Origin of the sequence: Qipengyuania sp. NPDC077563 (assembly GCF_044901345.1) — a bacterium.
GTDB classification, from domain to species: domain Bacteria; phylum Pseudomonadota; class Alphaproteobacteria; order Sphingomonadales; family Sphingomonadaceae; genus Qipengyuania; species Qipengyuania aestuarii.
In genome coordinates, this window is record NZ_JBJDPC010000002.1 from 24,158 (window position 1) to 49,446 (window position 25,289).

Here is a 25,289-nt window from a genome sequence, read left to right on the forward strand (position 1 = left end):
ATTCTGAGCAGGCACGCACGGGAGAGTCCTTGCGGGTTTGCGCCCGTATGGCGCCGAAGGAGCAACCGCCCCGGAAACTCTCAGGCCCACGGACCGTGCGCTGCCATCGACACTCTGGAAAGCGCCGCCACATCTGTGGCGGCCACCGAAGGGGTAAGCGCACCCGATCGTGCGCCAGTCTCTCAGGTTTCCCGACAGAGGGGGCATGGGTTGGTTTGGCGGACCGGATGGTGCGCTCCCATGCTTGCGAAGGACGGGATTTGAGCGACGAAAACGAAACCATCGACGAGATGCAGACGCTGCCGCTGGATAGCTGGCATCGGCGCAAGGGCGCGCGCATGGTGCCCTTTGCAGGCTATGAGATGCCGATCCAGTATGAAGGCATCGTGGTAGAGCACAACTGGACGAGGGACCAGGCGGGCCTGTTCGACGTGAGTCACATGGGCCAGTTGATGGTGACTGGCGAGAAAGCGGCAGAGGAGTTGGAGAAGCTGCTCCCCGGCGCCATCGCCTCACTCAAGCCCGGACGGACGCGCTACTCGCTGCTGATGGCTGAAAACGGTGGTATTCTGGATGATCTGATGGTCACCAATGCGACCCCGTGGATCGAGGGGGATGAAGAGGAGGGCACCGAAGGTCATTGGGGCCAGGCTGCCTATTATCTCGTCGTCAACGGGGCGATGAAATGGGACGACATCGCGCACCTTCGTGAACATCTCGACGACGATGTTACTCTGACCCACATGGACGATCGCGCCCTGCTTGCGCTTCAGGGACCGAATGCTGCAACCGCACTCAACCGCGTCATGCGCAATGTCATCGACGACATGGTTTTCATGGACTCCGTCGTTCACGATTTCGGTGAATGGCCGCTGCGGATTACGCGATCGGGCTATACCGGTGAGGATGGCTTCGAAATTTCGGTGCCCGCAGAATTTGCGGAAAGCCTTGCCGATCGGCTCTGCGCCGAAATCGAAGTCCGTCCGATCGGACTCGGTGCGCGTGACAGCCTGCGCCTGGAAGCCGGTCTACCCCTCTACGGGCACGATATTACGGAAAACACCGACCCGGTTGCCGCCGATCTTGGGTTCGCATTGACCAAGAAGCGCCGCGAGGAAGGTGGCTGGATGGGCCACGAAGCGGTCGCCAAGGTTCTTGCCAATGGCCCTGCGCAAAAGCGCGTGGGCCTGCAAATCGAAGGCCGGATGCCAGCCCGTGAAGGTGTGTTGGTCTATCTCGGCGATAAGCAAGTTGGCCGTGTTACGAGCGGAGGGTTTTCGCCTACACTCGAACGACCGATCGCCATGGCTTACATCGATATCGCACTCGCCGAAGAGGGAGCCGACCTCGAGGTAGAAGTGCGCAAGAAGAGATTGCCCGCGAAGGTCGCGAAGATGCCCTTCGTTCCCCACCGCTATCACAGAGGAAAGTGAGAGAGATGGCCCGCTATTTTACTGACGAACATGAATGGATTGACCTCGAAGGCGAAACCGCGACGGTCGGTATTACCGATTTCGCGCAAGGCCAACTCGGCGATATCGTATTTGTCGAGTTGCCTGATGTCGGTACCGTGGTCGAAAAGGGCAAGGACGCTGCTGTTGTCGAAAGCGTCAAGGCGGCGAGCGATGTCTACGCGCCGCTCTCGGGTGAAGTGGTCGAAGTGAACGAGGCTCTGGAAGACGATCCGGCTTTGGTGAATTCCTCCCCCGAGGATGACGGCTGGTTCTTCAAGATGACCGTTTCGGACAAGGCCGAACTTGAAGGTCTAATGGACGACAAGGCTTACAAGAGCTTTTGCGACGGACTTTAATTCCCATCCCGCTTTCGGGACATAAGAGGTAATCGATGCGCTACCTGCCGCTGAATGACGCCGACCGCTCGGCGATGCTTGATAAAATCGGTGCGCCCGATGTGGATGCGCTGTTTGTCGATGTGCCAGAAGAGGCGCGGCTTTCCGGCCCTATCGACGGGCTGCCGATGCACGCCTCCGAAATGGCGGTAGAGAAGCATATGCGCCGTCTGTCGAAGAAGAATCTCGCAGCGGCAGACGCTGCCTTCTTCCTCGGCGCGGGAGCTTATCGCCATCATGTCCCGGCGAGCGTCGACCACATCATTCAGCGCGGCGAATTTCTGACCGCATACACGCCCTATCAGCCCGAAATCGCGCAGGGCACGTTGCAGATGCTGTTCGAGTTTCAGAGCCAAGTAGCGCGGCTTTATGGTTGCGCCGTGGCCAATGCGAGCATGTACGACGGCTCGACTGCGTGCTGGGAAGCGGTCGCCATGGCGAGCCGCGTGGCGCGGGGCAAGAAGCGCAAGGTGGTGCTTTCCGGCGCATTGCATCCACATTACGCCGAAGTCGTCAGGACCATGGCGAAATTCACCGAGGATGAGATTGCCGGTGCTCCGCCGAGCCTGACGGCAAAGCCCGATGACGACGGTCTGATTGCCCGGATCGACGAGAGTACCAGTTGCGTCGTGGTGCAATATCCCGACATTCTCGGTCGCCTGCCTGACCTGGAAAAGATCGCCGAGGCTGCGCATGACAAGGGCGCCTTGTTGATCGCGGTAAACACGGAGCCGGTCGCTTTGGGAGCGATCAAATCGCCCGGTGAACTCGGTGCCGACATCGTCGTGGGCGAGGGGCAGTCGATCGGCGTAGGTTTGCAGTTTGGCGGGCCATATCTGGGGCTGTTCGCCGTCCGCGACCCCAAGCACGTCCGCATGATGCCGGGCCGGCTATGCGGGGAGACCGTAGATGCGGAGGGCAAGCGCGGCTTCGTCCTGACGCTGTCGACCCGCGAGCAGCATATCCGCCGCGAAAAGGCGACGAGCAACATTTGCACCAATTCGGGGCTCTGCGCGCTGGCCTTCAGCGTTCATATGACCTTGCTGGGTGAAAAAGGCCTGCGCAGCCTCGCCACGGAGAACCACCGCCTCGCCTGCATTGCTGCCGAACGGCTCGGCAAAGTTTCCGGTGCCAAGGTGCTCAACGAGAGCTTTTTCAACGAATTTACCCTGCTGATAGAAGGCGACGCGCGCAAGATCGTGCGCGATCTGACCAGCCAGGATATCCTCGCCGGAGTGGCGCTGGGCCGCCTGTTTCCGGGCAATGACGCGCTGGGCAAGGGCCTGCTCGTCGCGGTCACCGAAACCACCACCGAGGAGGACATCGAGACGCTGGCCTCCGCACTTGAGGAGGTGCTGGCATGAGCACGCCTAATGCATCGGGCTGGAAGCCCGGCATACCGGTCGAAGGCCACAACGCAATGAGCGGTCCCGACACCGCCACCGGCAATCGCGCGCTGATGCTCGAAGAGCCTTTGCTGTTCGAGATTGGATCGACCGAAACCACCGGCGTGGATTTCGAGTTCGCCGCCAAGCTGGATCTCGCCGGCGTCGAGCAGCCATCGCTGCCAACGTCCGCTCCGGCAAGCCGCCTTGGCGGGTTCGAGCGGACTGACGCTATCGGCCTGCCCGGTCTGACCGAGCCTGAAACGGTCAGGCATTATACGCGTCTGAGCCGTCAGAACTATGCGATCGACCTCGGTCTCTTTCCGCTCGGATCGTGCACGATGAAGCATAATCCGCGGCTGAATGAGAAGGTTGCACGCATGCCGGGCTTTGCCGATGTTCACCCGCTACAGCCGGTCGACACGGTCCGCGGTGCGCTGGAAGTCGCCAACGAATTGGCGCATTGGCTGATCAAGCTGACCGGCATGCATAGCGTCGCCATGAGCCCCAAGGCCGGCGCGCACGGAGAGCTATGCGGTATTCTGTGCATCCGCGCGGCGCTGGAAGCTCGCGGCGATGCGCGCAAGGTAATCCTTGTGCCCGAAAGCGCGCATGGCACCAATCCCGCCACCGCCGCCTTTGCCGGATACGAGATCGAGGACATTCCTGCCAATGCGGATGGCCGGGTGGACCTCGATGCGCTCAAGGGCCGTCTCGGCCCCGATGTTGCCGGTGTGATGATCACCAACCCTTCTACACTCGGCCTGTTCGAGCGCGACCTGAAGGCTATTTCCGATGCGGTCCATGATGCGGGCGGCTTCGTTTATTGCGACGGCGCGAACTTCAACGCCATCGTCGGCAAGGTCCGCCCGGGCGATCTCGGTGTCGATGCGATGCACATCAACCTCCACAAGACTTTCTCCACCCCGCATGGCGGCGGCGGCCCCGGATCGGGGCCGGTGGTGTTGTCCGAAGCGCTCGCACCTTTCATGCCGCTACCTTATACGGCGCGAACTGAGGACGGTGTCGTGCATCTCGTCGAGGAAGAAGACGCCGAGGCCTTCGCTCAAGAGCATTTCGGCCGTCAGCTTGCCCATTTCGGGCGCATGACCGCGTTCCACGGCCAGATGGGCATGTTCACCCGCGCGCTCGCCTACATCCTCAGTCATGGGGCTGACGGGCTGAAGCAGGTGGCGGAAGATGCGGTGCTCAATGCAAACTATGTGCTGCGCAGCCTGGAAGACGTTCTCGACGCGCCTTTCGGTCACAGCGGGCCGTGCATGCATGAGGCATTGTTCAGCGACAAGGGTTTCGCCGAGGGCGTTTCAACGCTCGATCTCGCCAAGGCGTTGATCGACGAAGGCTACCACCCGATGACCATGTATTTCCCGCTGGTGGTGCACGGCGCAATGCTCATCGAGCCGACCGAGACCGAAAGCAAGGCCGCGCTGGACCAGTTCATAATGGCGCTGCGCAGCGTGGCGGAACGGGCAAAGGCAGGCGATGAAAGCCTGAAGACAGCGCCGTATTATGCGCCGCGTCGCCGGCTCGACGAAACTTTGGCGGCAAGAAAGCCGGTACTAGCTTGGGAAGAGCCGAACCCGCCTGCAGGCACACCGACGCTGAGCGAGCAGGGCGGGCGGTAATGCCTGTCCTGCGGCGATGAAGATCGTTTTCAGCCGCAAGGGGTTCGATAGCGCATCGGGCGGCGGGCCTTCGCCGATCGTGGCCGGGCGGCCATTGAGTCTGCCGATCCCGGCCAGTGGGGCATCGCGCACCCGGTATGGCGATATAGGGCTGGGAAAACATGCGGAGAAAGCCAGCAAGGGAAAGCTGTGCGCAGATGACCTTTGCCACTACGATCCGATGTTCCGTGAAGATGGCACCTGCCTATTCGGACAAGTCGGCGCGGCGCAGACCCATTTGCGGAATCAGGGCGTCGGGCTCGGAGATGTTTTCCTCTTCTTCGGCCTGTTTCGAGAAGAAGATACGGAAGAGCCGCATCATCGCATTTTTGGCTGGCTGGAAGTCGGTGAGGTAATCGATCTTTCGCTCGGTGTGCCGGACTGGCTCGTCGAGGCGGGACATCCGCATGCGCTGAAAATGCATGGACCGAACGACTGCGTCTATACCGGCTCCGGTGGTACCGCTCTCCGGGCCGCAGATGCGCTTCGTCTCACCGTGCCGGGCGGTCCGCCATCGCTCTGGCACCGCCCTCAATGGTTGAAGCGAGGCGGGCTTTCCTACCACGACCGCGCAGATCGCTGGCTGCGCGGCGGCAGGCTGAAGAGCGTCGCGCGGGGACAGGAATTCGTCGCCGATATCGGCCGGCGGAAAGCCCCGCGCGAATGGCTCGCGCGGGTCCTGGACGAACTTAAAGCGTCTTGATCACCGAGGAGAAGTCGAGTCCGCCGTTTTCCTCGGCAAGCTTCTCGTAGATCTCGGCGGCTTTCGTACCCAATACTGTGGTCGCGCCGACATCTTCCGACGCATCCATAGCGAGGCGCAGGTCCTTGAGCATCAGCGCCGTGGCAAAGCCGCCTTTGTAGTCATTATCCGCCGGGCTTTCGGCACCCACACCGGGCATCGGCGTGTAGGCATTTAATGACCAGCAATAACCAGAAGACTGACTCGAAATCTCGTAGAACTTCTGCGGATCAAGCCCGAGTTTCTCGGCCATCTTCATCGCTTCTGCCGTGCCGATCATCGAAATGGCGAGCAGCATGTTGTTGCAGATCTTTGCCGTCTGGCCCGCTCCTGCATCGCCTGCGTGAATAACAGCCTTGCCCATTGATTGTAGCACCTCTTCGGCGCGCGCGAACGCTTTCTCGGTTCCGCCTACCATGAAGGTGAGCGTGCCACCATTGGCTGCCGCGATGCCGCCCGAAACAGGTGCATCGACCATGTCGTATCCGGCAGCTTCGGCGCGGGCAGTGACTTCCTTGGCAGTGGCGACATCGATGGTTGAGCAGTCGAGTAACACTGCGCCATTAGGAGCCTTGCCGATCACGCTGCCTTCGTAGACCGCCCTCACGATCTCACCGTTGGGGAGCATGGTCACCACCCCGTCGACACCTTGCACAGCCTCGCCTGCATGGGTGAACGGCGCGCAGCCATTGTCCTTTGCTGCGGCAAGCGCTTCTTCCGACAAGTCAAAGGCATTCACCTCGTGTCCTGCCTTCACGAGGTTCGCGGCCATTCCGCCGCCCATATTGCCGAGGCCGATGAAGGCGATTTTCATAATTTATCCTCTCTCAATTATCGTGGCGAGCGGCGAAACTCGGAACCAATCCAAGCCTGCTGATTCAGCAAGTGTAGCGACTTGCCTGCTTCCCTGTCAGGCTCCTCGCAGTGGCGAGAAGCCCAAATGGCGATTACCGCCCCTTCCACTTGCCTTCACGTTTTTCAACGAAGGCAGCCATACCTTCCTTCTTGTCCTCGCTCGCTGCGAGAATCTGGAAGATGCGCCGCTCGATGATGAGCCCTTGGTCGAGGCTGGTCTCGAAGGCGGCGTTGACCATTTCCTTGTTCGCGATGGCGGCCATCGGCGGCATGCTGGCAATCTGCTTAGCGGTCTTCATCGCCTCCTCCAGCAGGCTGTCATGTTGAACGACACGCGCGACAAGATTGCTGCGCTCCGCTTCCTCGGCATCCATCATTCGGCCAGTGAGGCACATTTCCATCGCCTTGGACTTGCCGATAGCCTTGGTCAGGCGCTGTGATCCACCCATTCCCGGAGCGACGCCAAGCTTGATTTCGGGCTGGCCGAATTTCGCGTTTTCCGACGCGATGATGAAGTCTGCCATCATGGCAAGCTCGCACCCGCCGCCCAGCGCGAAGCCGTTGACCGCAGCGATCCATGGCTTGCGGGTCTTCTTCACGATTTCGCTGGTCCAGGGGCTGAAGAAATCGTCAAGGTAGAAGTCGGCCGAAGCCTTTTCGCTCATTTCCTTGATGTCTGCGCCAGCGGCAAAGGCCTTGTCGCCCGATCCCGTGAGAACGGCGCAAAGCTGGCTCTCGTCGGCTTGATAGGCGGCGAAAGCGTCAATCAGTTCTTCGAGTATCTGGCTGTTGAGCGCATTCAGTGCCTTGGGGCGGTCGAGGGTGATCAGTGTGACTGCGTCGCGCGTTTCGACGGTGATGGTTTCGTATTCGGCCATTCGGCTCCCTTTCAAGTCGTCACCCTGAACTCCTTTCAGGGTCCATGTTTCGATCCAGACCGTCCTCTCTTCGGGCGAGATGGCTGCCGAACCAAGTCCAGCATGACGGTGCGGATTATGCCAGCGGCTGCCATTCCTCGCCTGCGGGCAGCGGCGCGAAGATGCTGTCGATCAGTTCATCGCTAACGCCTTCTGGCGCTGCCGGGTCCCATTTGGGATCGTTCGTCTTGTCTACGATCACCGCGCGTACGCCCTCGGCGAAATCGGGGCGGGTCAGCACACGGCTGGCGATGCGATATTCCATCGCCATGTTGTCGGCGAAGCTGTCCAGCTGCGCGCTGTCCGCCAACTGGCGTAGCGCGACCTTGCATGTCTGCGGGCTCTTGCTGCGCAGCGTGGCGAGTTCCTTCGCTGCCCAGTCACTGTCGTCCGCTTCAAGACTTGCAAGGATGTCCTCGAACCGGTCGGAGGCGAAGTGCTTGTTTATCCGGTCACAGTTCGCCTCAATTCGGGCCTCGGGCAGAGTTACCGAAAGTTCCGACAGGATGCCGCCGATGCGTGCGGGATTGTCGATGATCCGAGCCTTGGCCTCTTCCAGCTTTTCCGCCGGGAGATAATGGGTCGACAGGCCTGCAAACTGGCATTCGGCGCCGTCCAGTCGGGCGCCGGTCAGCGCCAGGAACTGGCCCAGCCGTCCGCCGAGGCGCGAGAGATGCCATCCGCCGCCGACATCCGGGAAAAGGCCAATGCCGGTTTCAGGCATGGCGAAGCGCGTGTGTTCGGTCGCGACGCGGTATTTGCACGGCAGGGCGATGCCCACGCCGCCGCCCATCGTGATGCCGTCCATGAAGGCAACGATCGGCTTGCCATAGGAGAACATCTGGTGGTTGAGCTGGTACTCGTCGTAGAAAAATTCGCGTCCGCTTCGGCCGTCATCGTTCAGCGCGGAATGGCGCAGCAGATTGATATCGCCCCCGGCGCAGAAGCCGCGGCCTTCGGCGTGATCGAGGATCACCGCTTCGATCCCGTCGTCGTCGGCCCATTCGCTCAGCGCCTTGCTCATGGCGCGGCACATGTCGAGCGTCAGCGCGTGCAGCGCCTTGGGGCGGTTCAATGAGATGTGGCCGATGCGACCATGTGTGTGGATATGGACCTCGTCGGTCATGCTGCTTTCCTATGTTCTATGAGATCCCAACGATTGCCCCAGGGATCGGTAAAGACCGCCACCGTGCCATAGGGCTCTTCGCGTGGGCCATCGCTGAATTGCACGCCACATGCGGCGATGCGGGCATGATCGGCGGTGAAATCTTCGCTAGACAGAAACCAGCCGACGCGGCCGCCGGCCTGATTGCCGATGGCAGCGCGTTGGCATTCGTCCGTGGCGCATGCGAGCAACAGCCTGCCGCCACTTGCGCCAGCCACCACGACCCAGCGCTTGCCCGCGCCCAGATCGCTGTCTTCCAGCAGGGTGAAGCCCAGCGCGTCGCGGAAGAAGGCGATGCCCTCGTCGTAATCGGGGACGAGGAAGGTGGTCATGGCAAGGCCGCTCACTGGCGCAGCAAATCCCGGCCTACGATCATACGCATGACCTGATTGGTGCCTTCCAGGATCGAATGCACACGCAGGTCGCGCCAGAAGCGTTCGATCGGATATTCCTTGAGATAGCCGTAGCCGCCGAACAGCTGCAGCGCGTCGTTGACGATCTTGCTGCCATTGTCGGTCGCGAGCCGCTTGGCCATGGCAGAGAAGCGCGACTTGTCGGGCGCATTATCGGTCACCTTGGCGGCGGCGAGATAGAGCAGTGCGCGCGCCGCCTCCAGATCGGTCGCCATGTCGGCGAGCATGAACTGGGTGTTCTGGAAGTCGGCGATCGGCGTGTCGAACTGCTTGCGGTCCTTGGTGTAGGCCACCGCTTCGTCGAGGCAACGCTGCGCCCCGCCCAGCGAACAGGCGCCGATGTTCAACCGCCCGCCGTCGAGCCCCATCATGGCGAAGCGGAAACCTTCACCTTCGTCGCCCACGCGGTTGGCCACGGGCACGCGGGCATCCTCGAAAATCACCTGCGCGGTCGGGCTGGCGTTCCAGCCGAGCTTCTTCTCCGGCTTGCCGAAAGATACGCCGGGCGTGTCCTTGTCGATCACCAGGCAGGTGATGCCCTTGGTCTTGTGCTCGCCGGTGCGGACCATGGTGACATAGATGTCGTTGACGCCGCCGCCGGAGATGAACTGCTTGGTGCCGTTCAGCACGTAATGGTCGCCATCCAGCACGGCATTGGTCTTCAGCCCCGCCGCGTCCGAGCCGCTGCCCGGTTCGGTGAGGCAGTAGCTGGCGAGCTTTTCCATGCTCACGAGGTCGGGCAGGTAGAGCTCCTTGACCTCTTCGCCGCCGAAGCTGTCGATCATCCAGCTGGCCATGTTGTGAATCGAGATGAAGGCGCTGGTGGTGGGGCAGCCATAGGCCATGGCTTCCATGATGAGAGCCGCTTCCAGCCGGCCCAAGCCGATGCCGCCGCTCTCCTCCGAGACATAGATCGCACCGAATCCGAGTTCGGCAGTGCGCTTGATCACATCGCGCGGGAAGTGCGATGTTTCGTCCCATTCGCCCGCATGAGGTGTGATATTGTCGGCGGTAAAGCGCTGGGCCATTTCCTGGATGGCGAGCTGCTCTTCGGTAAGCTGAAATTGTCCTGTCATGGGCAGCGCTCTAGCCCGCCCATCGGGGCAAGGGAAGGGGGCGGCAGGTTAGGCGGAAACGATTGCTTCGGCCTCGATTTCGACTTTCCACTCCTTGCGGCAAAGCCACGCGCAACCGACCATCGTTGCGGCTGGCGGCTTCGCTCCGAAAAATCGGGAATGAACCGCACCGACCACTTCTTGATCATTGAAGTCGGTCAGAAACATGCGCGTTCGCACGACATCGCCGGCGCTGCCGCCAAGCTGTTCGATCGCGCGCAGGATCAGGGTGAAGCAGCGATCCGCCTGCGCCGCAGCGTCGCCTGGCGTGGTGCTACCGTCGTCCTCTACGGGACCCGTACCTGCAACGACGATCCGGTCGCCCACGCGCACTGCGCGGGCGAAACCGAACTTTGCTTCGTAGGGCGAGCCTGTGAAAGCCCGCCCCCGATTGCTCATCCGCATTTTACTTCGGTGATGATCATGGCGTCGTCATACCGCACATTCACGCGGTCTTCGCGATGATCCATCGTCCACATCGTGCCCGGTGCGCCCCAGCGAAGCGTCTTCGCACCGCTTTCGGCGAGGATTTTCGCACCGATGTCAGCGTCGGCCTTCTGACCGACATATGTCTGGAGAGCGTCTGCCTGACACATGCCGCCCCCGGCAGAAGGCGATGTCATATCACCACCGGTGGTTGCGCAAGCAGCAAGGGGAAGGGCAGCAAGAGATAGAACATACGCTTTCATCAGTGTCTCCTCAGACGGGGCATTTGCTATAAGTCAGCGGGTCGGACATTGCATCCTCACCGTATTCTTCGCGTATTAGTCGGGTGCTGCTTTCATTTAGATGAAGATTGATATCCCGCTGCCAATTTTGGCCTTCGCCCACGAAGTCGAAGATGGCACGGATACTATCATCGTCCTTTTCTTTTATTTCGGTAATCGCGGCCTGCGATTCATAGAAACGCAGCTTCGTGGCGGAAATTTCGAGCGCTCCCTTGGCGTCGCCGTCTTCGTCGGTGCAATCGCCCGGGACCAGGCCCCACCTGCCATGAAGTGCGCGCGGAATAGTCGCCTGCTCGATTTCGGGGAGCGGTTCTGCACCATCGCCAATCCCTCCGTCGGGCTCGACCGGGATCATTTTCTCATCGTCCTGCGAGGCGGTCTCATCAGCGGCGGTGCAGCCTGCGAGTGCCAGCAGGGCGAGGGGCAGGGCGGAGCATTGCAGCAGGTTTTTCATCATACTGCCCCCAATGCTCCGCCCGGCCGATCTATCCCATGGTGGGGATGACGAAGGCGTTCGACCCGTCGCCGCCGCCATCGGGCCAGCGCTGGGTGACCTTCTTGGCCTTGGTCCAGAACTTCAGGCCTTCCATACCGTATTGATCGATGTCGCCGAAGCCGGAACGCTTCCATCCGCCAAAGCTGTGATAGCTGACTGGAACCGGGATCGGCACATTGATACCGACCATGCCGACATTCACGCGACTGGCGAATTCGCGCGCGGCGTGGCCGTTCCGGGTGAAGATGGCGACGCCATTGCCATACTGGTGTTCGCTCGGCAGGCGCACGGCTTCTTCGAAATCCTTCGCGCGCACGATCTGGAGAACCGGGCCGAAGATTTCTTCCTTGTAGCTTTCCATATCAGGCGTGACGCGGTCGAGCAGGGTCGGACCGACAAAGAAGCCGTTCTCATGCCCCTGGAGGGTGAATCCGCGGCCGTCGATGACCACTTCGGCGCCTTCCTTCTCGGCCGTATCGATCCATTGTTCGACGCGTGCCTTGTGTTCGGGCGTGACCACCGGGCCGTAATGCGCCTCGGCATCGGTCGAAACGCCTACGCGCAGCGCATTGATCGCAGGGATAAGCTTCTCGCGCAGCCGTTCTGCGGTGTCCTCGCCCACCGGTACCACTACCGGCAGCGCCATGCAGCGCTCACCGGCCGAGCCGAAGGCGGCCCCAGCCAGATCTCCGACCACCTGATCGAGATCGGCATCGGGCATCACGATGCCGTGGTTCTTTGCCCCGCCGAAGGCCTGAACACGCTTCGCATTGGCCGTGCCGCGCGAATAGATATACTGCGCAATATCGGACGAGCCGACGAAGCTGATCGCCGGAATGTCAGGGTGGTCGAGGATGGCATCGACCATTTCCTTGTCGCCGTGGACGACCTGCAAAAGCCCTTCGGGTGCACCCGCTTCCAGAAACAGTTCGGCCAGTCGCACCGGCACGCTCGGGTCGCGCTCGCTTGGCTTCAGAATAAAGGCGTTGCCTGCAGCGATTGCCATGCCGAACATCCACATCGGGATCATCGCGGGGAAGTTGAACGGGGTAATACCAGCCCCGATGCCGAGCGGCTGGCGCATCGAATAAACATCGATGCCGGGGCCTGCACCCTGCGTGTATTCGCCCTTCAGAGCCTGCGGGATGCCGCAGGCATATTCAATCACTTCCAGCCCGCGCTGCACGTCGCCATGCGCATCTTCCACGACCTTGCCGTGTTCGCTGGCGAGCAGTTCGGCAAGTTCCTGCTTGTGCGTCTCGACCAGTTCCTTGAACTTGAACATTACGCGGGCGCGGCGCTGGGGATTGGTAGCGGCCCATTCAGGCTGCACCTTCTTGGCTGCTGCCACAGCCTGCTCAAGCAGTGCCGCACCTCCCAAAGGAACTTCGGCCTGGATCTCGCCGGTAGACGGGTTCCAGATCTTGTGCTTGCGGTTGGCGGCCGGACTGTCTCCGGCAATGAAATGGTCGACCTGACGCATGGAAAAATCCTCTCTTTTCTTGCCAACGGCCTTGGCAAGCGAGAGGTCCTAAATCAACCGGTTTCAGATGAAACCTGAGCTGGCCGGGATAGTGGGAGAGCTAACCCACACCAGCCATAAGCTGGGCGCAAAGTATGGCACCATATGTGCCCAGCGCATAACCGAGCACAGCCAGCAACACGCCCACAGGGGCCAGCGCGGGGTGGAATGCCGCCGCCACAACAGGCGCGGAGGCTGCGCCCCCCACATTGGCCTTACTGCCGACGGCCACAAAAAAGAACGGGGCCTTGATGATCTTGGCCACGACCAGAAGCAGCAGGATGTGAAACAGCATCCAGATGGCCCCGATCGCCATGAATGCAGGGGCGTCCATGATCTTGGTGACATCCATTCGCGTGCCGATGATGGCGACCAGCAGGAAGATGAACAGTACGCCGAATTTGCTCGCGCCGACCCCTTCCAGTTCGCGGGCGCGGGTAAAGCTGGCAAGCAGGCCGGCGGTCGTGGCGATGACGACGACCCAGAAGAATTCGCTTGCCAGGGTTGCATCCTCGCCCTGAAGCTCGGCGAAGAAATTGCCGATCCACCCGCCAAGCAGATGCGAAAGGCCCACGACGGCGAAAGCGACGCCGAACAGCAGAACGTAATCATTGGCCTTGGCCACGCGCTCGATACTGTCGGAATAGTTCGCCATGCTGTCGCGCAGCTTCTCGATGGATGATGCATCAGCGCCGAGCCAGCGGTCCACGCGTTCGGTTGCACCTGCGCCATAGAGCAGGAAGATCATCCAGATTTCCGCCACGATGATGTCTACGGCCAGCAGGGCCGAGAAGTTCTCCAGCGGATAGCCATAGACTTCGAGCATTGCCGTCTGGTTAGCCCCGCCGCCAATCCAGCTGCCCGCGAGTGTCGCCAGACCCCTCCAGGCTGCGGTGTCGCCTGCGCCGATGACGCTCGAGTCGAATTGCGCCACGATCCACAGCGCTAGAGGCCCACCGATAATGATGCCGACAGTGGCGGTCAGGAACATGATGATGGCCTTGCTGCCAAGGCCGATGATCCCCTTGATGTCGATGCTGAGCGTCATCAGAAACAGCGCGGCGGGCAGGAAATAATCCTTGGCGATCGGCCAGAGCTGGCTGTCCGAAGTATCGATCAAGCCGGACGTCACGAAGAGCGAGGGAACCAGATAGCAAACCAGTATGATCGGAACGAAGACGTAGAACCGCTTCCAGCCGGGCCTGTCCCGTGTGGCGAACACGAAGGCGAGCAGGGCTGCCAAGAGGCCTAGGATGATGCGATCATCGCTGATCATGGGCGGATTGTCCTCTCCAGTATCGAGACAGGCCTAGCCGGCCGCGAAGGTCCCTGTCTCGAAGAAATGCGCTATTTTCTTTTGCTGCGGTACGATGTCGAGGCCGTTATCCGCAAGCCAGGCATTGTCGAAAATCGTGTCGGCGTAGCGGCTGCCATCGTCACACAGGATCGAGACGATCGATCCTGTCATGCCCCGTTCCGCCATCTCGGCTGCGATCTTGGCGCATGCCCACACATTCGTCCCGGTCGAGCCGCCGCATCTGCGCCCTAGCCTTTTGCTGACCTCATGGGCAGCAGCGATCGAGCAGACGTCCGGGACCACTTCCATCCGGTCGACCACATCGGGCAGGAAACTTGGCTCGACCCGTTGCCGGCCGATGCCCTCGATACAGCCGGACGAATGCTCGATACGATCGACCGAGCGATCGGACCAATGGCGGTGGAAGACCGATCCTTCGGGGTCGGCGACACACAACCGTGTGTCGTGCCGGTGGTAGCGGGCGTAGCGGCCGATGGTTGCCGACGTGCCGCCCGTACCGGCGCCGCAGACAATCCAGCGCGGAACGGCGTGGGGTTCCTGGGCCATCTGCGCGAAAATGGATTCGGCGATATTGTTGTTGCTGCGCCAGTCGGTGGCGCGCTCGGCATAGGTGAACTGGTCGATGTAGTGACCGTTCAATTCATCGGCGAGCGACTGTGCGGCCTCATAGATTTCCGAGGGGCGGTCGACAAAGTGGCACTCGCCGCCCTGGAAGGTAATCGCGTCGATCTTGGCCTTGGCGGTCGAGCGCGGCACTACCGCAATGAAGCGCAGGCCCAGCATGCGGGCGAAATAGGCCTCCGAGACAGCTGTCGATCCGCTCGACGCTTCCACGATGGCCGTGTTCTTGCCGATCCAGCCATTGCACAGGCTGTACAGGAACAGGGAGCGGGCCAGCCGGTGCTTCAGGCTTCCGGTCGGATGGCTGGACTCGTCTTTCAGATAGATTGCGATATCGGGCAGGGCCGGAACGGGCAGGGGAATGAGGTGGGTATCCGCCGAGCGGTTGAAATCCGCTTCGATCCTTCCGATCGCCCAGTTGAGCCAGTCGCGTTTGTTTTCCATCCCAGGCCTTCTAGGCAGTCTGGACGAGTTGGGAACCCGCGGGAAAGTGTTTTCCGCCGAACGCTCCCGGAGGGAAAGGGGGAAATTCCTGCATCTGGCCTGAAGGCGTTTAGGATTGCCGATCTAGACGTTGCACCGAACCCCCACGCGTATTTCCGTTGGGCGAGAGCGAATAGACTGTTAGGGGGCCGGCCATGCTTACCATCGACGGTGTCACAGTGCGGCTTGGCGGCCGGGCCATTCTCGAACGCGCTAGCGCGACCGTGCCGGTCGGCGCCCGCGTGGGCCTGATCGGTCGGAACGGGGCGGGCAAATCTACGCTCATGAAGGCGCTGATCGGTGAGATCGAGCCTGACGACGGAGAGATTTCAAAGCCGTCGCGCGCGCGGATCGGCTACATTGCGCAGGAAGCGCCGAACGGTTCGATGACTCCCGAAGAGGTGGTTCTGGCCTCTGCAACGGAACGGGCGCAACTTCTGGCCGAACTCGAGACATGTACCGACATGGACCGGATGGGCGATGTTCATGAGCGGCTGCTGGCCATCGACGCATATAGCGCTCCCGCCAGAGCGGCGAAGATCCTGAATGGTCTGGGCTTCGACGAAGAAATGCAGCAGCGACCGGTCGACAGCTTTTCCGGTGGCTGGAAAATGCGCATCGCGCTGGGGGCGCTGCTTTTCTCCGAGCCCGACATTCTGTTGCTGGACGAACCTTCGAACCATCTCGATCTCGAAGCGACGCTCTGGCTGGAAAACTTCCTGAAGTCCTACCCAGCCACGTTGGTGGTGATCAGCCACGAACGCGACCTTCTGAACAAAGTCGTCGATCACATATTGCACCTCCAGGCCGGCCAGTTGACCCTGTATGCGGGCGGATATGATGCTTTCGAAAAACAGCGGGCGGAACGTGCTACGCAACTTGCGGCGGCCAAGGCTTCGCAAGATTCGCAGCGGGCCAAGCTGCAGGAATATGTGGCGCGGAATAGCGCAAGGGCATCGACTGCCAAGCAGGCCCAATCCCGCGCGAAGATGCTCGCCCGCATGCAGCCTATCGCCGCATTGATGGAAGATCCCAGTCTCAGTTTCGACTTTCCGAACCCGGAAGACCTTCGCTCGCCCATGATTACTATCGAGCAGGCGGCGGTGGGCTATGGTGAAGCCCCGCCGATATTGCGGCGGCTGAACTTCCGGATCGAGGCTAACGACCGGATCGCGCTGCTTGGCCGCAACGGTAACGGGAAGACGACTCTGGCGCGGCTTTTGGCATCTCAGCTCACGGCCGCAGAAGGAGAGGTGAATGCCCCCGGTCGGTTGAAGGTAGGCTATTTCACGCAGTATCAAGTGGAAGAGCTTGCCGGCGAAGACACTCCGCTCGACCTAATGAACCGCGCCATGGATGGGGCTGCGCAGGCCGCGGTGCGCGCGCAACTAGGTCGGTTCGGCTTTTCCGGCCCGCGTGCGCAGACGCGCGTGGACAAGCTTTCAGGGGGCGAGCGAGCGAGGCTCGCCTTGGCGTTGATCACACGCGACGCGCCCCACCTGCTTATTCTGGACGAGCCGACGAACCATCTAGACGTCGATGCGCGTGAGGCCCTGATTCAGGCGCTGAACGACTATTCGGGAGCGGTTATCCTCATCAGCCACGATCGCCACATGGTCGAACTGACGGCGGACCGGCTTATCCTGGTGGATGGCGGGACGGCGCGCGAATATGCCGGCAGCGTGCAGGACTACATCGATTTCATCCTGGGCCGAAATCAGCCGAAGAAAGAGAAGGGCCCAAGAAGCAACGGCGGCAAGGATCCCTCCGGCAATGCGGGCAAGACAAACGCAAGTGGCCAGATCCGCTTTGCGAAATCGGAATTGGACAAGGCAGAAAAGGCGGTGACGCGTCTGACTGCCGAGTTGGAGAAGCTCGACGGACTGGTTCTTGAACATAGCGCGACGGGCTTCGGCGAGGACGGTGAAAAGATGCAGGATTGCCTGAGAACGCGGGCCGAAGTGGCAGACCGTCTCGCTCAGGCCGAGGAAGCGTGGCTTGAGGCAGGAGCCGCGCTGGAAGCGATCGAGAACGGCTGACACCCTGCTGAACACTGCGGAAAACGAAGACCGCTCTGAAGCGGCCACGCAAGGCACCGGCGATACAGGAAAATTGTCGCCAATCCATCTATCTCCCCGTAGCCTTGCAGCTTCTGGGCGTGCGCAGGACATAAAGCTGCCGAGCAGTAACGGGTGAGGGGGACAGGATTTCATGATGATGACCGGCAAGGCCGCAGCAGCGCAGAACGCGGGCAGTATGGAGCGAGCCGGCCGGGAGCCTGTTCCGCCGTCCCGGCGCCGGATGTGGCGCCATATGGGGCCAGGTATCGTCGTGGCGGCAACTGGCGTGGGTGCGGGCGACCTGGTCGCCACGCTGATCGCTGGCTCCCGCTTCGGTTACGCGCTGTTATGGGCTGCCGTCGTCGGCTGCATCGTGAAGATTGCGCTATCCGAAGGCTCGGCGCGGTATCACCTTGCCACAGGATCGACCATCCTTGCCGGGTGGCGCTCGCTTGGCCGCTGGACCAGTTGGTATTTCGGTATCTACGTCGTCATTTGGGGTTTCATCTACGGCGCGACAGCCATGAGCGCGACTGCCCTGCCGCTGACCGCACTCTTCCCTGTCTTGCCACTACGCGATTGGGCGATGATTGCCGGTGTCTTCGGTTTCCTCTTCGTATGGTTCAATCGCTACGAAACCTTCGAAACCGTGATGAAACTCCTGGTCGGATTGATGTTCGTCATCATGGTCGGCCTGGCAATCCTCGTGAGCCCGAGCCTTCCCGATCTCGCGGGCGGCATGGCCTTTGCCTTGCCCGAAGGTTCCCTGTTCTACACGCTAGGCCTGATCGGCGGCGTTGGCGGCACGATCACCACGGCTGCTTATGGCTACTGGACGCAGGCCAAGGGCTGGCGCGGCTTACCGTGGATGCCGATGATGCGGTTCGACAATTCGGCCGCCTATGTGATTACCGGCATCTTCGTGGTGGCCATGCTGATCGTGGGCGCCGAACTCCTGTATTCTGCCGGCATCGCGCTGCAAGACAGCGACCAAGGGTTGCTTGGACTCTCCGATGTGCTGGAAGAACGCTTCGGCAAAACGATTGCCACGCTGTTTCTCGTGGGCTTTGCCGCCACGTCCATCTCTTCCCTGCTGGGTGTCTGGCAGGGCATGAGCCTGTTCTTTTCCGACTGGTGGTATCAATTGAAAGGGCGCGGGGAGGGCGGTCACGAGGGAACCGGGGCCTATCGCTTCTATCTTGCCTGGCTGACCTTTCCTCCGATGGTGCTGCTATTCGCAGATCGTCCGTTTCTGCTTGTCATCATCTATGGTGCCTTCGGGGCGCTGTTCATGCCATTCCTCGCGATCACACTGCTGATGCTCAACAATTCGGAACGCCTCCCGGCCGAGGCTCGAAATGGCGTGATCGCCAATATTACGCTGGCCGGTTCGGCGATCCTGTTCATCGTCCTGGCAGTCCAGCAGGTGGCGAAACTGGCGGGGTAATGCGCCCCGCCAGCCTGTTGTACCTCGTCCAGTCGGCTCAGACGTTCACCGAAGGACTTCGAAGGCCGAAGAAGCTCTGCACCGTCGAGCTTCTCCGCCCGCAGCGCTCGATCAAGATGACCAAGGCCAGGCTAAATCCGAACAGTGGCACCACGAAAGCCAGCACGACGGTGAGAGCGACCAGGAGCCAGCTGTGCCGGATGATCCCCTTGGGTGCAGGCGCCCCAAGGCGGCCATCGGGGCGGCGGCGCCACCACATTAAAGCGCCGGAGAGCGATAGCGTGACCAAGGCAATAAGGATCGCGAGCGCGAAGAGCTGGTTGGCAAGGCCGAATAGAGCGCCCTCATGCCAGGCAACTCCATAGCCGACCACGCGATCAATCCAGTGCCGCTCCGCAAAATCGACCCGGCCGATGAGAGCACCTGTTTCGCCCTTGATTTCCGCCGTACTGCGCTGTGGGCGGTTGGCCGTGTTCGACACCGCTTTCCAGGGTCCGCTGGCAGTCACAGGCGGCGTAATCTCGACCGGGGCCGGCAGGTTGAGCTTGGTCGCGGTCGGCACGACGCGATCGAGCTGCGCCGCCATGGACGGTGCGGCTTGCATGCCGCCCATCGTTCCCATGCCATGATGCGCGGCATGGGCGCCCATTGAAACGCGGGCGTGGCGGTCGAGCGCGGCACGTTCCTCCCGCTCGGCATCCGAACCGCGCGACCAGTCGACGGGCCCTTCGACCTGGCCGGTCATTTCACGCATGGTCGCGAGATAATTGCCCCAGCTTTGCGCCCAGGGCAGCCCGGTAAAGATCAGCAGGGCGGCGAACAGCGTGACCCACATCCCGATGACCGCGTGGATATCCTTCCACCAGTTGCGCCCGCTCCGGCTTAGCCGTGGATACAGCACGCCGCCCAGGCCGTTGCTGTCGCGTGGCCACCACAGAAACAGGCCGGTGATCAGCATCACGATCGTCCAGCTGGCCGCCAGTTCGACCAGTACGGATCCCCAGCGGCCCATCATTAGCTCACCGTGCAGGTGAAGAACCACGCGCATGAAGCGGTCTTGCTCGCCCACGTTTTTCAGCACTTCACCGGTATGCGGATGGAGATACACGCGCGTTTCGTCCGGTCCCACGCCGACCACGATCTGTTGCGCGTCGTCGGCTTCTTCGGGCAGGATGAAACGATGGAGAACCGAACCCGGCACCACCGCCTCCGCCCGCTCGACCAGCACCGAGGGCGCCAGCGGCGCACCGGTGATCGTGAGATTGTTGTAAGGGCTGTCGATCCAGCGCTCGATCTGCGGTTTGAACAGATAGAGCGCCCCGGTACACGACAGCCAGAGAATGAAGGGCATGGTGAAGAGCCCGGCATAGAAATGCCATCGCCAGACCGTGCGATACCATTTCTCCTGCCGCGCGTCAGCTGCGCCGCTATTGGCGATGCCAAGCGTCACCACAAACCTCCGTTCCAGCTAAGGCCGATCACGAAAGTGCGCCCCGGATAGGGGTGAAACACGAAGGCTTTTTCATCGAGTAAATTGTCGATCCCCAGATCCAGATCGAACTTATCGAAATGGACGCTCGATTTCAGATCGACGAAGGAGAAAGGTGAGACGCAGTAATAGCTGTCGCAGCGCGAGCTGGCGTTGTTGTCCAAATTGCGGTCCGGCGTATTCTGGTAGCGCCAGTTGGCCGCCAGATCGAACGCGGGCGACACCGTATAACGCAGTGATGCATTAGCCCGCCAATGTGGCACGCGCGGAAAGCGGTTGCCTTCCAGCGTCGGGTTCAGCGCATTTTCGGTGATGACCGCGTCCAGCCATGCCACATTCGCATCGAGAGACAAGCCGTGCATGAACATGTCCTCAACGGCCACGATCGCATCGATGCCCCACGTTTCGACCTCGCCGATATTGGTGATCAGCGACTGGCTGACCAGGACATCGGGATCATCGGCGCTCGGCATGAGGATCGTCTGACCGAAGAGCGTGTCGTCCACGGCTTGTCGGAAACCGCTGAGCGTAAGTTTTACATTGTCGAACCGGCGCGAGGCGGTGAGCTGGAGGTCGAACCCGCGTTCGGGGGCAAGGTCCGGATCGAAGCCGCCGAGGTCCACCTCGCCCACATTCGGGCCATAGCTGATGAGGCTGGCCTGATAGAGTTCGCCGATAGTGGGGAAGCGGGTGGCCCATGCGGCCGATGCGACGATCTCCGTCTCGGCGTCGGGACGCATCGTCACCGCCAGCTTGGGCGACCATGCATGGTCCGTGCGCGTGCGGTAATCGACGCGGCTGCCCGCGTCCTGGAGGAAGCCGCCGTCCGCGCGCCAGTTCTCGTAACGCAGGCCGAGCGTGGCCTCGATCATCGGGGCAAGCGTGATCCGGTCTTCGACAAAAAGGCCGAACAGCTGAGTCTCGCCGCCTGATGCGCTGCGGATCGCTGAGGGCTCGCCGATACGCCAATCGCTGACCTTCCCGGTTTCGCTCGTGCCAAAATAGCCCGCGTAGGACGCTCCCAGCGCGATGCGGTGCGCAGCCAGCTCGCGCTCTGCCGAAGCTTCAACGCTGGTCCAGTGCGCGTCCTCGTCGGTCACGATCCCGCCGTCTGGGATGATGCCGGACACCACATCGACCCCGTCGGACTGGCGTGCGCGCTCGTCGAGCAGTTCGAAGCGGCTGACTGTGAGACCGATGTCCCAGTCTGCCAGATTGCCGGCAAGGCCGAGCCCGGCCAGCAATTCTGTACTCTGCGCCTGGCCCCGGGTGACGCCGGAAATGCCGACAAAACTGGGACTGCCGTCGCTGCCGCGCAGAAAGCTTTTCGGATTGTCGGTCCTCTCGCCGTCGATCAGCAGGGCCGCAAGGCCGCGCAGCTCCCATCCATTGCCGAGATCGTAATTGGCGCGTAGCCGGACCTGGTCTTCCACGCTGTCGACCGTGCTATCCTGCGCCGCGATCCGCAGCGGAAAGCCCAGTGCATTGTCCACGATCGCCTGATCCGCATAAGGTGTGCCGGGTGTGACAGTGCGCCATTGCTGCGGCTGCCCCTCATTCTCGAAATGGCGATAGGCAAGCGACAGGCCGCCGCGCGATCCGAGCGCCACGTCTCCTTGCGCATTGACGGCGAACCCGAACAGATCCTCTTCGGTGCCGTAATAATCATAGTGCTGGTAAAAGCTCTGTGTGCCGATCAGGACCGCATCCTGCGTGGTCGGTGCGGTCTCGAGCCGCAGCGTTCCGCCCAGCGAATTGCCGGCATAGCGGGCTGAGGTCGGGCCGTAGATGATTTCCGCGCGCGCGATGTCGGTCGGCGCAAGGACTGCCCATTTTGGTGCGGTGGTATAGCTGGCCCCCAAGAAATCGGAGATCAGGAACCCGTCGACGGTTACCAGTGCTCGCGGGGTCTGGGTAGTATGCATGTTGCGGAACGACAGCGTCGCATTGGCATCGCCGATATAGCGCTTCCTCACGATCAGATTGGGCGCATAGCGGATCGCGTCCTCGGCGTTGATCGTATTTATCGCGCCGATCTGGTCCGCATCGATCGCCACGCCCAGTGCGGGGGTGTCGAGAGTGCGCATTTCGCGGCTTTCGAGCGTGCCGGTTACAACGATGGTGGTGTCGTTGTCATTGCGATCTGCGGCGCTTTCGCCTGTGTCGGAAATAGCGGGCGAAGACAGCAAAACGATTGCCGACGCGCCCAGATGCGCGCGGCCTTTGAAATGGGAAATCATGAATAGTCCTGACAAATGCATAGGGCCGCAAAAGCGCGGCGAATGAAGCGTTGTGTGTCAGGCTATGTGCGGTGGTCCGGTCGACGGGGGCGGGGGCGCTGCAAGGCCGCGGCCGGGCGCCATGGAAAGGGCGACGCCCGGAACGATTTCGGGCGATGCAGGGGCGACAGGCTCGACTGCTGGCGGATCGGGAAGCGTTGCCGGAAAGCTCAGCGAGGCAAAATCGCAAACCACGCTTTCGAGCGCTGTGTGCTTGTCATGGCTGCCTTGCTTACCAGCCGAACGGTGCACGGGTGAATTACTGTGGGCTTGGTGTGGATGGTGCTCCGCTCGAGCCCCATGGTCACCATGCTTCGCGTGGGTAGTAAGGGCAGTGTGACCGGCAGAGGGCGTCGCCATCTGCGCAAGCCGCGGTGACGCCGAAGGACAGGGAGTAAGGGCGACCAGCCCATTCCCGGACTGACCGATCATCCAGCCATAGGGAACCGCCAGCTGCACGAGGAAAGCCAGTGCGGCCAGTGGCATCAGCAGCCGGGACAAAGATGCGCGAGATTGCACGGCGCGCGCTCTAGCGGGGAGGTGCCGCGAAGGGAAGGCACCCCTCGACAAACCGACTTAACCTTAGTCCTTCGGGGTCCGCCGTGGGGCTGGAAATTTCGGTCGGGGTAACTTCTCAATAAGCTTTTACACTAAGAAGAGCCCGCCCATTTCTCGAGTTTCCGGTAAATCGTCGAAGGGTTCACCTCCAGCTCACGTGCCGCTCGGGTGATGTTTCCCTGGTTACGGTTGATGGCGGCTTCGATTACCACTCTCTCAACCTCGGCGAGGGTCATGCCTTCCCAGCGAGTATCCTGTGTAAGTTGCTGGGGGTTTTCCTCCTTCAGCTGAGGCGGCGCCGCCTGCGCGGGTTCGTGAGTGATAGGCCGAGTAGCCGCGAAACTGCTGGGGGTAGAGATATCAATCTCCACCTCATCTTGCCCCGAAGTGACGATTGCCCGGCGCAGTGAATTCTGGAGTTCGCGCACATTGCCCGGCCAGGGATAACTGAGAATTTCGGAACGGGCATTGGCGCTCAATCGCACGCCCTGACGGCGCTCCTCTTCTGCAATCGTCGCCGTCAGCCGCTCTGCCAGAATGAGAATGTCGTCGCCACGATCGCGCAAGGCCGGAAGATGAATGGGAATGACATTCAATCGGTAGAAAAGGTCTTCACGGAAACGTCCCTCGGCCACTTCGCGCATCGGATCGCGATTGGTGGCACAGACAAACCGGACATCCACGGGTTCGGCCCTTGAGGACCCGACCCTTTGGATCATGCCGGTTTGCAGAAACCGCAACAGTTTGACCTGAAGTTTGAGTTCCATCTCGCAAATTTCATCGAGAAAGAGCGTGCCTCCATCGGCTGCCTTTGCAGCACCGATCCGGTTCTCCACCGCACCGGTAAATGCGCCCTTTACGTGACCGAACAGTTCGCTTTCGAGCAGGTTCTCGGGGATGGCTCCGCAATTGATTGCCACAAAGGCCTTGTCGCTTCGGCGCGAAGCAGAGTGCAGGGCCTCTGCGGTGACTTCTTTGCCTGTCCCGCTTTCCCCTGTCACGAATACGCAAGCTCGCGAGTCGGCGACTTGTTCGATAGTTCGGAAGACTTCTTTCATCACTGGTGACTGACCAATGAAGCCGTGAAATCTTGGACCATCCTCAGCTCTGGGTGAAGCGGTGGTCTTGTTCGCGTCCTTGCGTTGTTCGACCGCAGAGCGCGCTGTTGCAAGCAGCCTTGTGCCTGCAACCGGTTTCACGAGAAAGTCGAAGGCTCCGACACGCATGGCGGCAATCGCACGCGAGAGCGAGCCGTCCGATGTTATGACGATAAACGCCGGTGATTGCTCGTCCCGCTCTTCGAGCAGGGAAAGGCCATCGCCATCAGGTAATTGCAAATCAAGGAGTGCGGCTGCGAACCGGCTGCCCTGCAATGCCTCGCGAGCCTCGGCCAGGGTCGACGCAAGCGTTACACCATAGCCGACTTCCTCCAGCTGGGCGGCATATCCTAGCGCAAGCGACGGGCTGTCTTCGATGATGAGAATATTGGATTGCGCCATTACTTATCCTGTCAAAGCGAATTCGGCCTTCGTTCCGTCATCACTCATGTTGATCCATTCCAGTTTTCGCTCGTCGCCGAAATGCTTCATAGCTCCTGCGACAAGGCCGTGCGCAATATGAGCGAAGGGGCGGTGAGAAGCATATTCGATACGCAGGATCCCGCCTTCGTTGTGGGTAAGGACCTGCGGAGGGCTGGAATCGGGATAGAGGATCCTGACTTCTTCGTGGATATGCTCACCCACGTGGGCCAATAACGCTTCGGCAGTCGCATAGCGCCCGACGATTTCCATATAGAGAACCCTAAACCGCTCGAAGAGATACATGCCGAACTGATTGCAAAGGTCGGCGAAGTCGTGGCCGCTTTCGCGTGACGCAGCTTTCACGACGCGCACTGCTTCTTGCCAGGGGTACTGGCCGATCCGCGTATAGGCGCCTCCGTGTTCCAATTCTGCCTCGGCCAAAACCTTCTCCGCAAATAGCGGGCCACCAGCCAGTTCGAGAAAGCCGATTAATTCAGAAAAAATGATACCCTTCACGTTTCGCTCCTGCTCATCACCACTGGTTTTATGCAAGAAGCGTGCCCGCTGGCGATCCACGCAAAAACTGGCTTCGGAACAGCATTTTTTCGCAATATGCGATTATAATTCGCAAAATGCAACAAA

23 protein-coding genes and 1 riboswitch are annotated in these 25,289 nt (G+C 61.0%); of the genes, 7 read left to right on the forward strand and 16 right to left on the reverse strand.

The genetic code is table 11. The features are described from left to right. Positions 1-8 precede the first annotated feature (8 nt). A riboswitch (glycine riboswitch) is annotated at positions 9-106 on the forward strand. A 184-nt stretch (positions 107-290) separates the two neighbouring features. Genes gcvT through ACI2I1_RS05975 form a run of 5 tightly spaced genes read left to right on the forward strand, consistent with a single transcriptional unit; the run spans position 291 to position 5,622 of the window. Further along, the gene (gene gcvT, locus ACI2I1_RS05955; RefSeq protein WP_404679139.1) at positions 291-1,433 is read left to right on the forward strand and encodes a glycine cleavage system aminomethyltransferase GcvT; all 1,143 of its coding nucleotides are present in this window, start codon (positions 291-293) and stop codon (positions 1,431-1,433) included. 5 nt (positions 1,434-1,438) lie between these two features. Then, the gene (gene gcvH, locus ACI2I1_RS05960) at positions 1,439-1,810 is read left to right on the forward strand and encodes a glycine cleavage system protein GcvH (protein WP_404678364.1); all 372 of its coding nucleotides are present in this window, start codon (positions 1,439-1,441) and stop codon (positions 1,808-1,810) included. 35 nt (positions 1,811-1,845) lie between these two features. Beyond that, positions 1,846-3,213, forward strand: coding sequence for an aminomethyl-transferring glycine dehydrogenase subunit GcvPA (gcvPA, locus tag ACI2I1_RS05965; RefSeq protein ID WP_404678365.1), 1,368 nt, complete (start codon positions 1,846-1,848; stop codon positions 3,211-3,213). A 56-nt stretch (positions 3,214-3,269) separates the two neighbouring features. After that, positions 3,270-4,880, forward strand: a complete 1,611-nt coding sequence (gene gcvPB, locus ACI2I1_RS05970) for an aminomethyl-transferring glycine dehydrogenase subunit GcvPB (protein WP_404679140.1) — start codon at positions 3,270-3,272, stop codon at positions 4,878-4,880. A gap of 16 nt (positions 4,881-4,896) precedes the next feature. Then, positions 4,897-5,622 carry a hypothetical protein gene (locus ACI2I1_RS05975; RefSeq protein ID WP_221542395.1) on the forward strand — a complete coding sequence of 242 codons (726 nt, stop codon included), beginning with the start codon at positions 4,897-4,899 and terminating at the stop codon, positions 5,620-5,622. Here the strand turns inward: ACI2I1_RS05975 and mmsB are convergent. From mmsB to ACI2I1_RS06030, 11 genes are all read right to left on the reverse strand, one after another. Then, entirely contained in the window at positions 5,609-6,475 is an 867-nt protein-coding gene (gene mmsB, locus ACI2I1_RS05980; protein ID WP_404678366.1) for a 3-hydroxyisobutyrate dehydrogenase, read from the reverse strand. The two genes, ACI2I1_RS05975 and mmsB, sit on opposite strands and share 14 nt — an antisense overlap. Before the next feature lie 133 nt (positions 6,476-6,608). After that, the gene (locus tag ACI2I1_RS05985; RefSeq protein ID WP_404678367.1) at positions 6,609-7,394 is read right to left on the reverse strand and encodes an enoyl-CoA hydratase-related protein; all 786 of its coding nucleotides are present in this window, start codon (positions 7,392-7,394) and stop codon (positions 6,609-6,611) included. Between the two features lie 115 nt (positions 7,395-7,509). Next, on the reverse strand, positions 7,510-8,559 hold the full coding sequence (locus tag ACI2I1_RS05990; RefSeq protein WP_404678368.1) for an enoyl-CoA hydratase/isomerase family protein: 1,050 nt from the start codon (positions 8,557-8,559) through the stop codon (positions 7,510-7,512). After that, the gene (locus tag ACI2I1_RS05995; protein WP_404679141.1) at positions 8,556-8,930 is read right to left on the reverse strand and encodes a VOC family protein; all 375 of its coding nucleotides are present in this window, start codon (positions 8,928-8,930) and stop codon (positions 8,556-8,558) included. Before ACI2I1_RS05995 ends, ACI2I1_RS05990 begins: the two co-directional genes overlap by 4 nt. An 11-nt stretch (positions 8,931-8,941) precedes the next feature. After that, entirely contained in the window at positions 8,942-10,087 is a 1,146-nt protein-coding gene (locus ACI2I1_RS06000; protein WP_404678369.1) for an acyl-CoA dehydrogenase family protein, read from the reverse strand. Positions 10,088-10,135: 48 nt separating this feature from the next. After that, on the reverse strand, positions 10,136-10,525 hold the full coding sequence (locus ACI2I1_RS06005) for a RidA family protein (protein ID WP_404678370.1): 390 nt from the start codon (positions 10,523-10,525) through the stop codon (positions 10,136-10,138). Next, positions 10,522-10,749, reverse strand: a complete 228-nt coding sequence (locus ACI2I1_RS06010; protein WP_404678371.1) for an I78 family peptidase inhibitor — start codon at positions 10,747-10,749, stop codon at positions 10,522-10,524. Before ACI2I1_RS06010 ends, ACI2I1_RS06005 begins: the two co-directional genes overlap by 4 nt. Positions 10,750-10,825: 76 nt before the next feature. Continuing rightward, entirely contained in the window at positions 10,826-11,311 is a 486-nt protein-coding gene (locus tag ACI2I1_RS06015; protein ID WP_404678372.1) for a hypothetical protein, read from the reverse strand. A gap of 28 nt (positions 11,312-11,339) precedes the next feature. Then, a complete protein-coding gene (locus tag ACI2I1_RS06020) occupies positions 11,340-12,833 on the reverse strand; it encodes a CoA-acylating methylmalonate-semialdehyde dehydrogenase (RefSeq protein WP_404678373.1) in 1,494 nt (497 codons plus the stop codon). A gap of 100 nt (positions 12,834-12,933) precedes the next feature. After that, positions 12,934-14,148: a DUF819 domain-containing protein gene (locus ACI2I1_RS06025; protein ID WP_404678374.1), complete on the reverse strand. Its 1,215-nt coding sequence runs from the start codon at positions 14,146-14,148 to the stop codon at positions 12,934-12,936. Positions 14,149-14,181: 33 nt separating this feature from the next. Then, a complete protein-coding gene (locus ACI2I1_RS06030; RefSeq protein WP_404678375.1) occupies positions 14,182-15,255 on the reverse strand; it encodes a PLP-dependent cysteine synthase family protein in 1,074 nt (357 codons plus the stop codon). 194 nt (positions 15,256-15,449) lie between these two features. On the opposite strand from ACI2I1_RS06030, the gene ACI2I1_RS06035 reads away from it, so the two are divergent. Then, a complete protein-coding gene (locus ACI2I1_RS06035; RefSeq protein WP_404678376.1) occupies positions 15,450-17,333 on the forward strand; it encodes an ABC-F family ATP-binding cassette domain-containing protein in 1,884 nt (627 codons plus the stop codon). Between the two features lie 172 nt (positions 17,334-17,505). Next, positions 17,506-18,801 (forward strand): Nramp family divalent metal transporter, encoded by a 1,296-nt coding sequence (locus ACI2I1_RS06040; protein ID WP_404678377.1) that lies wholly within the window; start codon positions 17,506-17,508, stop codon positions 18,799-18,801. Between the two features lie 37 nt (positions 18,802-18,838). Here ACI2I1_RS06040 and ACI2I1_RS06045 read toward each other — a convergent pair whose 3' ends face one another. The 5 genes from ACI2I1_RS06045 to ACI2I1_RS06065 all read right to left on the reverse strand — a co-directional run bounded on the left by ACI2I1_RS06045 (position 18,839) and on the right by ACI2I1_RS06065 (position 25,223). Next, positions 18,839-20,251: a PepSY-associated TM helix domain-containing protein gene (locus ACI2I1_RS06045; protein WP_404678378.1), complete on the reverse strand. Its 1,413-nt coding sequence runs from the start codon at positions 20,249-20,251 to the stop codon at positions 18,839-18,841. Then, positions 20,248-22,530, reverse strand: a complete 2,283-nt coding sequence (locus tag ACI2I1_RS06050; protein WP_404678379.1) for a TonB-dependent receptor — start codon at positions 22,528-22,530, stop codon at positions 20,248-20,250. The genes ACI2I1_RS06045 and ACI2I1_RS06050 overlap by 4 nt, the downstream gene beginning before the upstream one ends. Positions 22,531-22,587: 57 nt before the next feature. Continuing rightward, a complete protein-coding gene (locus ACI2I1_RS06055; protein ID WP_404678380.1) occupies positions 22,588-23,088 on the reverse strand; it encodes a hypothetical protein in 501 nt (166 codons plus the stop codon). A gap of 131 nt (positions 23,089-23,219) precedes the next feature. Then, positions 23,220-24,626: a sigma-54-dependent transcriptional regulator gene (locus ACI2I1_RS06060; protein WP_404678381.1), complete on the reverse strand. Its 1,407-nt coding sequence runs from the start codon at positions 24,624-24,626 to the stop codon at positions 23,220-23,222. A 3-nt stretch (positions 24,627-24,629) separates the two neighbouring features. After that, positions 24,630-25,223, reverse strand: coding sequence for a heme NO-binding domain-containing protein (locus ACI2I1_RS06065; protein ID WP_404678382.1), 594 nt, complete (start codon positions 25,221-25,223; stop codon positions 24,630-24,632). Positions 25,224-25,289: the final 66 nt, after the last annotated feature.

Coding starts and splice junctions, on each gene's coding strand:
- ACI2I1_RS06060 (WP_404678381.1), bottom strand. CDS start 24,626: ATGGCGCAATCCAATATTCTCATCATCGAAGACAGCCCGTCGCTTGCG.
- mmsB (WP_404678366.1), bottom strand. CDS start 6,475: ATGAAAATCGCCTTCATCGGCCTCGGCAATATGGGCGGCGGAATGGCC.
- ACI2I1_RS05990 (WP_404678368.1), bottom strand. CDS start 8,559: ATGACCGACGAGGTCCATATCCACACACATGGTCGCATCGGCCACATC.
- gcvH (WP_404678364.1), top strand. CDS start 1,439: ATGGCCCGCTATTTTACTGACGAACATGAATGGATTGACCTCGAAGGC.
- ACI2I1_RS06040 (WP_404678377.1), top strand. CDS start 17,506: ATGATGATGACCGGCAAGGCCGCAGCAGCGCAGAACGCGGGCAGTATG.
- gcvPA (WP_404678365.1), top strand. CDS start 1,846: ATGCGCTACCTGCCGCTGAATGACGCCGACCGCTCGGCGATGCTTGAT.
- ACI2I1_RS05985 (WP_404678367.1), bottom strand. CDS start 7,394: ATGGCCGAATACGAAACCATCACCGTCGAAACGCGCGACGCAGTCACA.
- ACI2I1_RS06005 (WP_404678370.1), bottom strand. CDS start 10,525: ATGAGCAATCGGGGGCGGGCTTTCACAGGCTCGCCCTACGAAGCAAAG.
- ACI2I1_RS06035 (WP_404678376.1), top strand. CDS start 15,450: ATGCTTACCATCGACGGTGTCACAGTGCGGCTTGGCGGCCGGGCCATT.
- gcvT (WP_404679139.1), top strand. CDS start 291: ATGCAGACGCTGCCGCTGGATAGCTGGCATCGGCGCAAGGGCGCGCGC.
- ACI2I1_RS06030 (WP_404678375.1), bottom strand. CDS start 15,255: ATGGAAAACAAACGCGACTGGCTCAACTGGGCGATCGGAAGGATCGAA.
- ACI2I1_RS06025 (WP_404678374.1), bottom strand. CDS start 14,148: ATGATCAGCGATGATCGCATCATCCTAGGCCTCTTGGCAGCCCTGCTC.
- ACI2I1_RS06010 (WP_404678371.1), bottom strand. CDS start 10,749: ATGACATCGCCTTCTGCCGGGGGCGGCATGTGTCAGGCAGACGCTCTC.
- ACI2I1_RS06000 (WP_404678369.1), bottom strand. CDS start 10,087: ATGACAGGACAATTTCAGCTTACCGAAGAGCAGCTCGCCATCCAGGAA.
- ACI2I1_RS05975 (WP_221542395.1), top strand. CDS start 4,897: ATGAAGATCGTTTTCAGCCGCAAGGGGTTCGATAGCGCATCGGGCGGC.
- ACI2I1_RS06015 (WP_404678372.1), bottom strand. CDS start 11,311: ATGATGAAAAACCTGCTGCAATGCTCCGCCCTGCCCCTCGCCCTGCTG.
- ACI2I1_RS06020 (WP_404678373.1), bottom strand. CDS start 12,833: ATGCGTCAGGTCGACCATTTCATTGCCGGAGACAGTCCGGCCGCCAAC.
- ACI2I1_RS05995 (WP_404679141.1), bottom strand. CDS start 8,930: ATGACCACCTTCCTCGTCCCCGATTACGACGAGGGCATCGCCTTCTTC.
- ACI2I1_RS06050 (WP_404678379.1), bottom strand. CDS start 22,530: ATGATTTCCCATTTCAAAGGCCGCGCGCATCTGGGCGCGTCGGCAATC.
- gcvPB (WP_404679140.1), top strand. CDS start 3,270: ATGAGCGGTCCCGACACCGCCACCGGCAATCGCGCGCTGATGCTCGAA.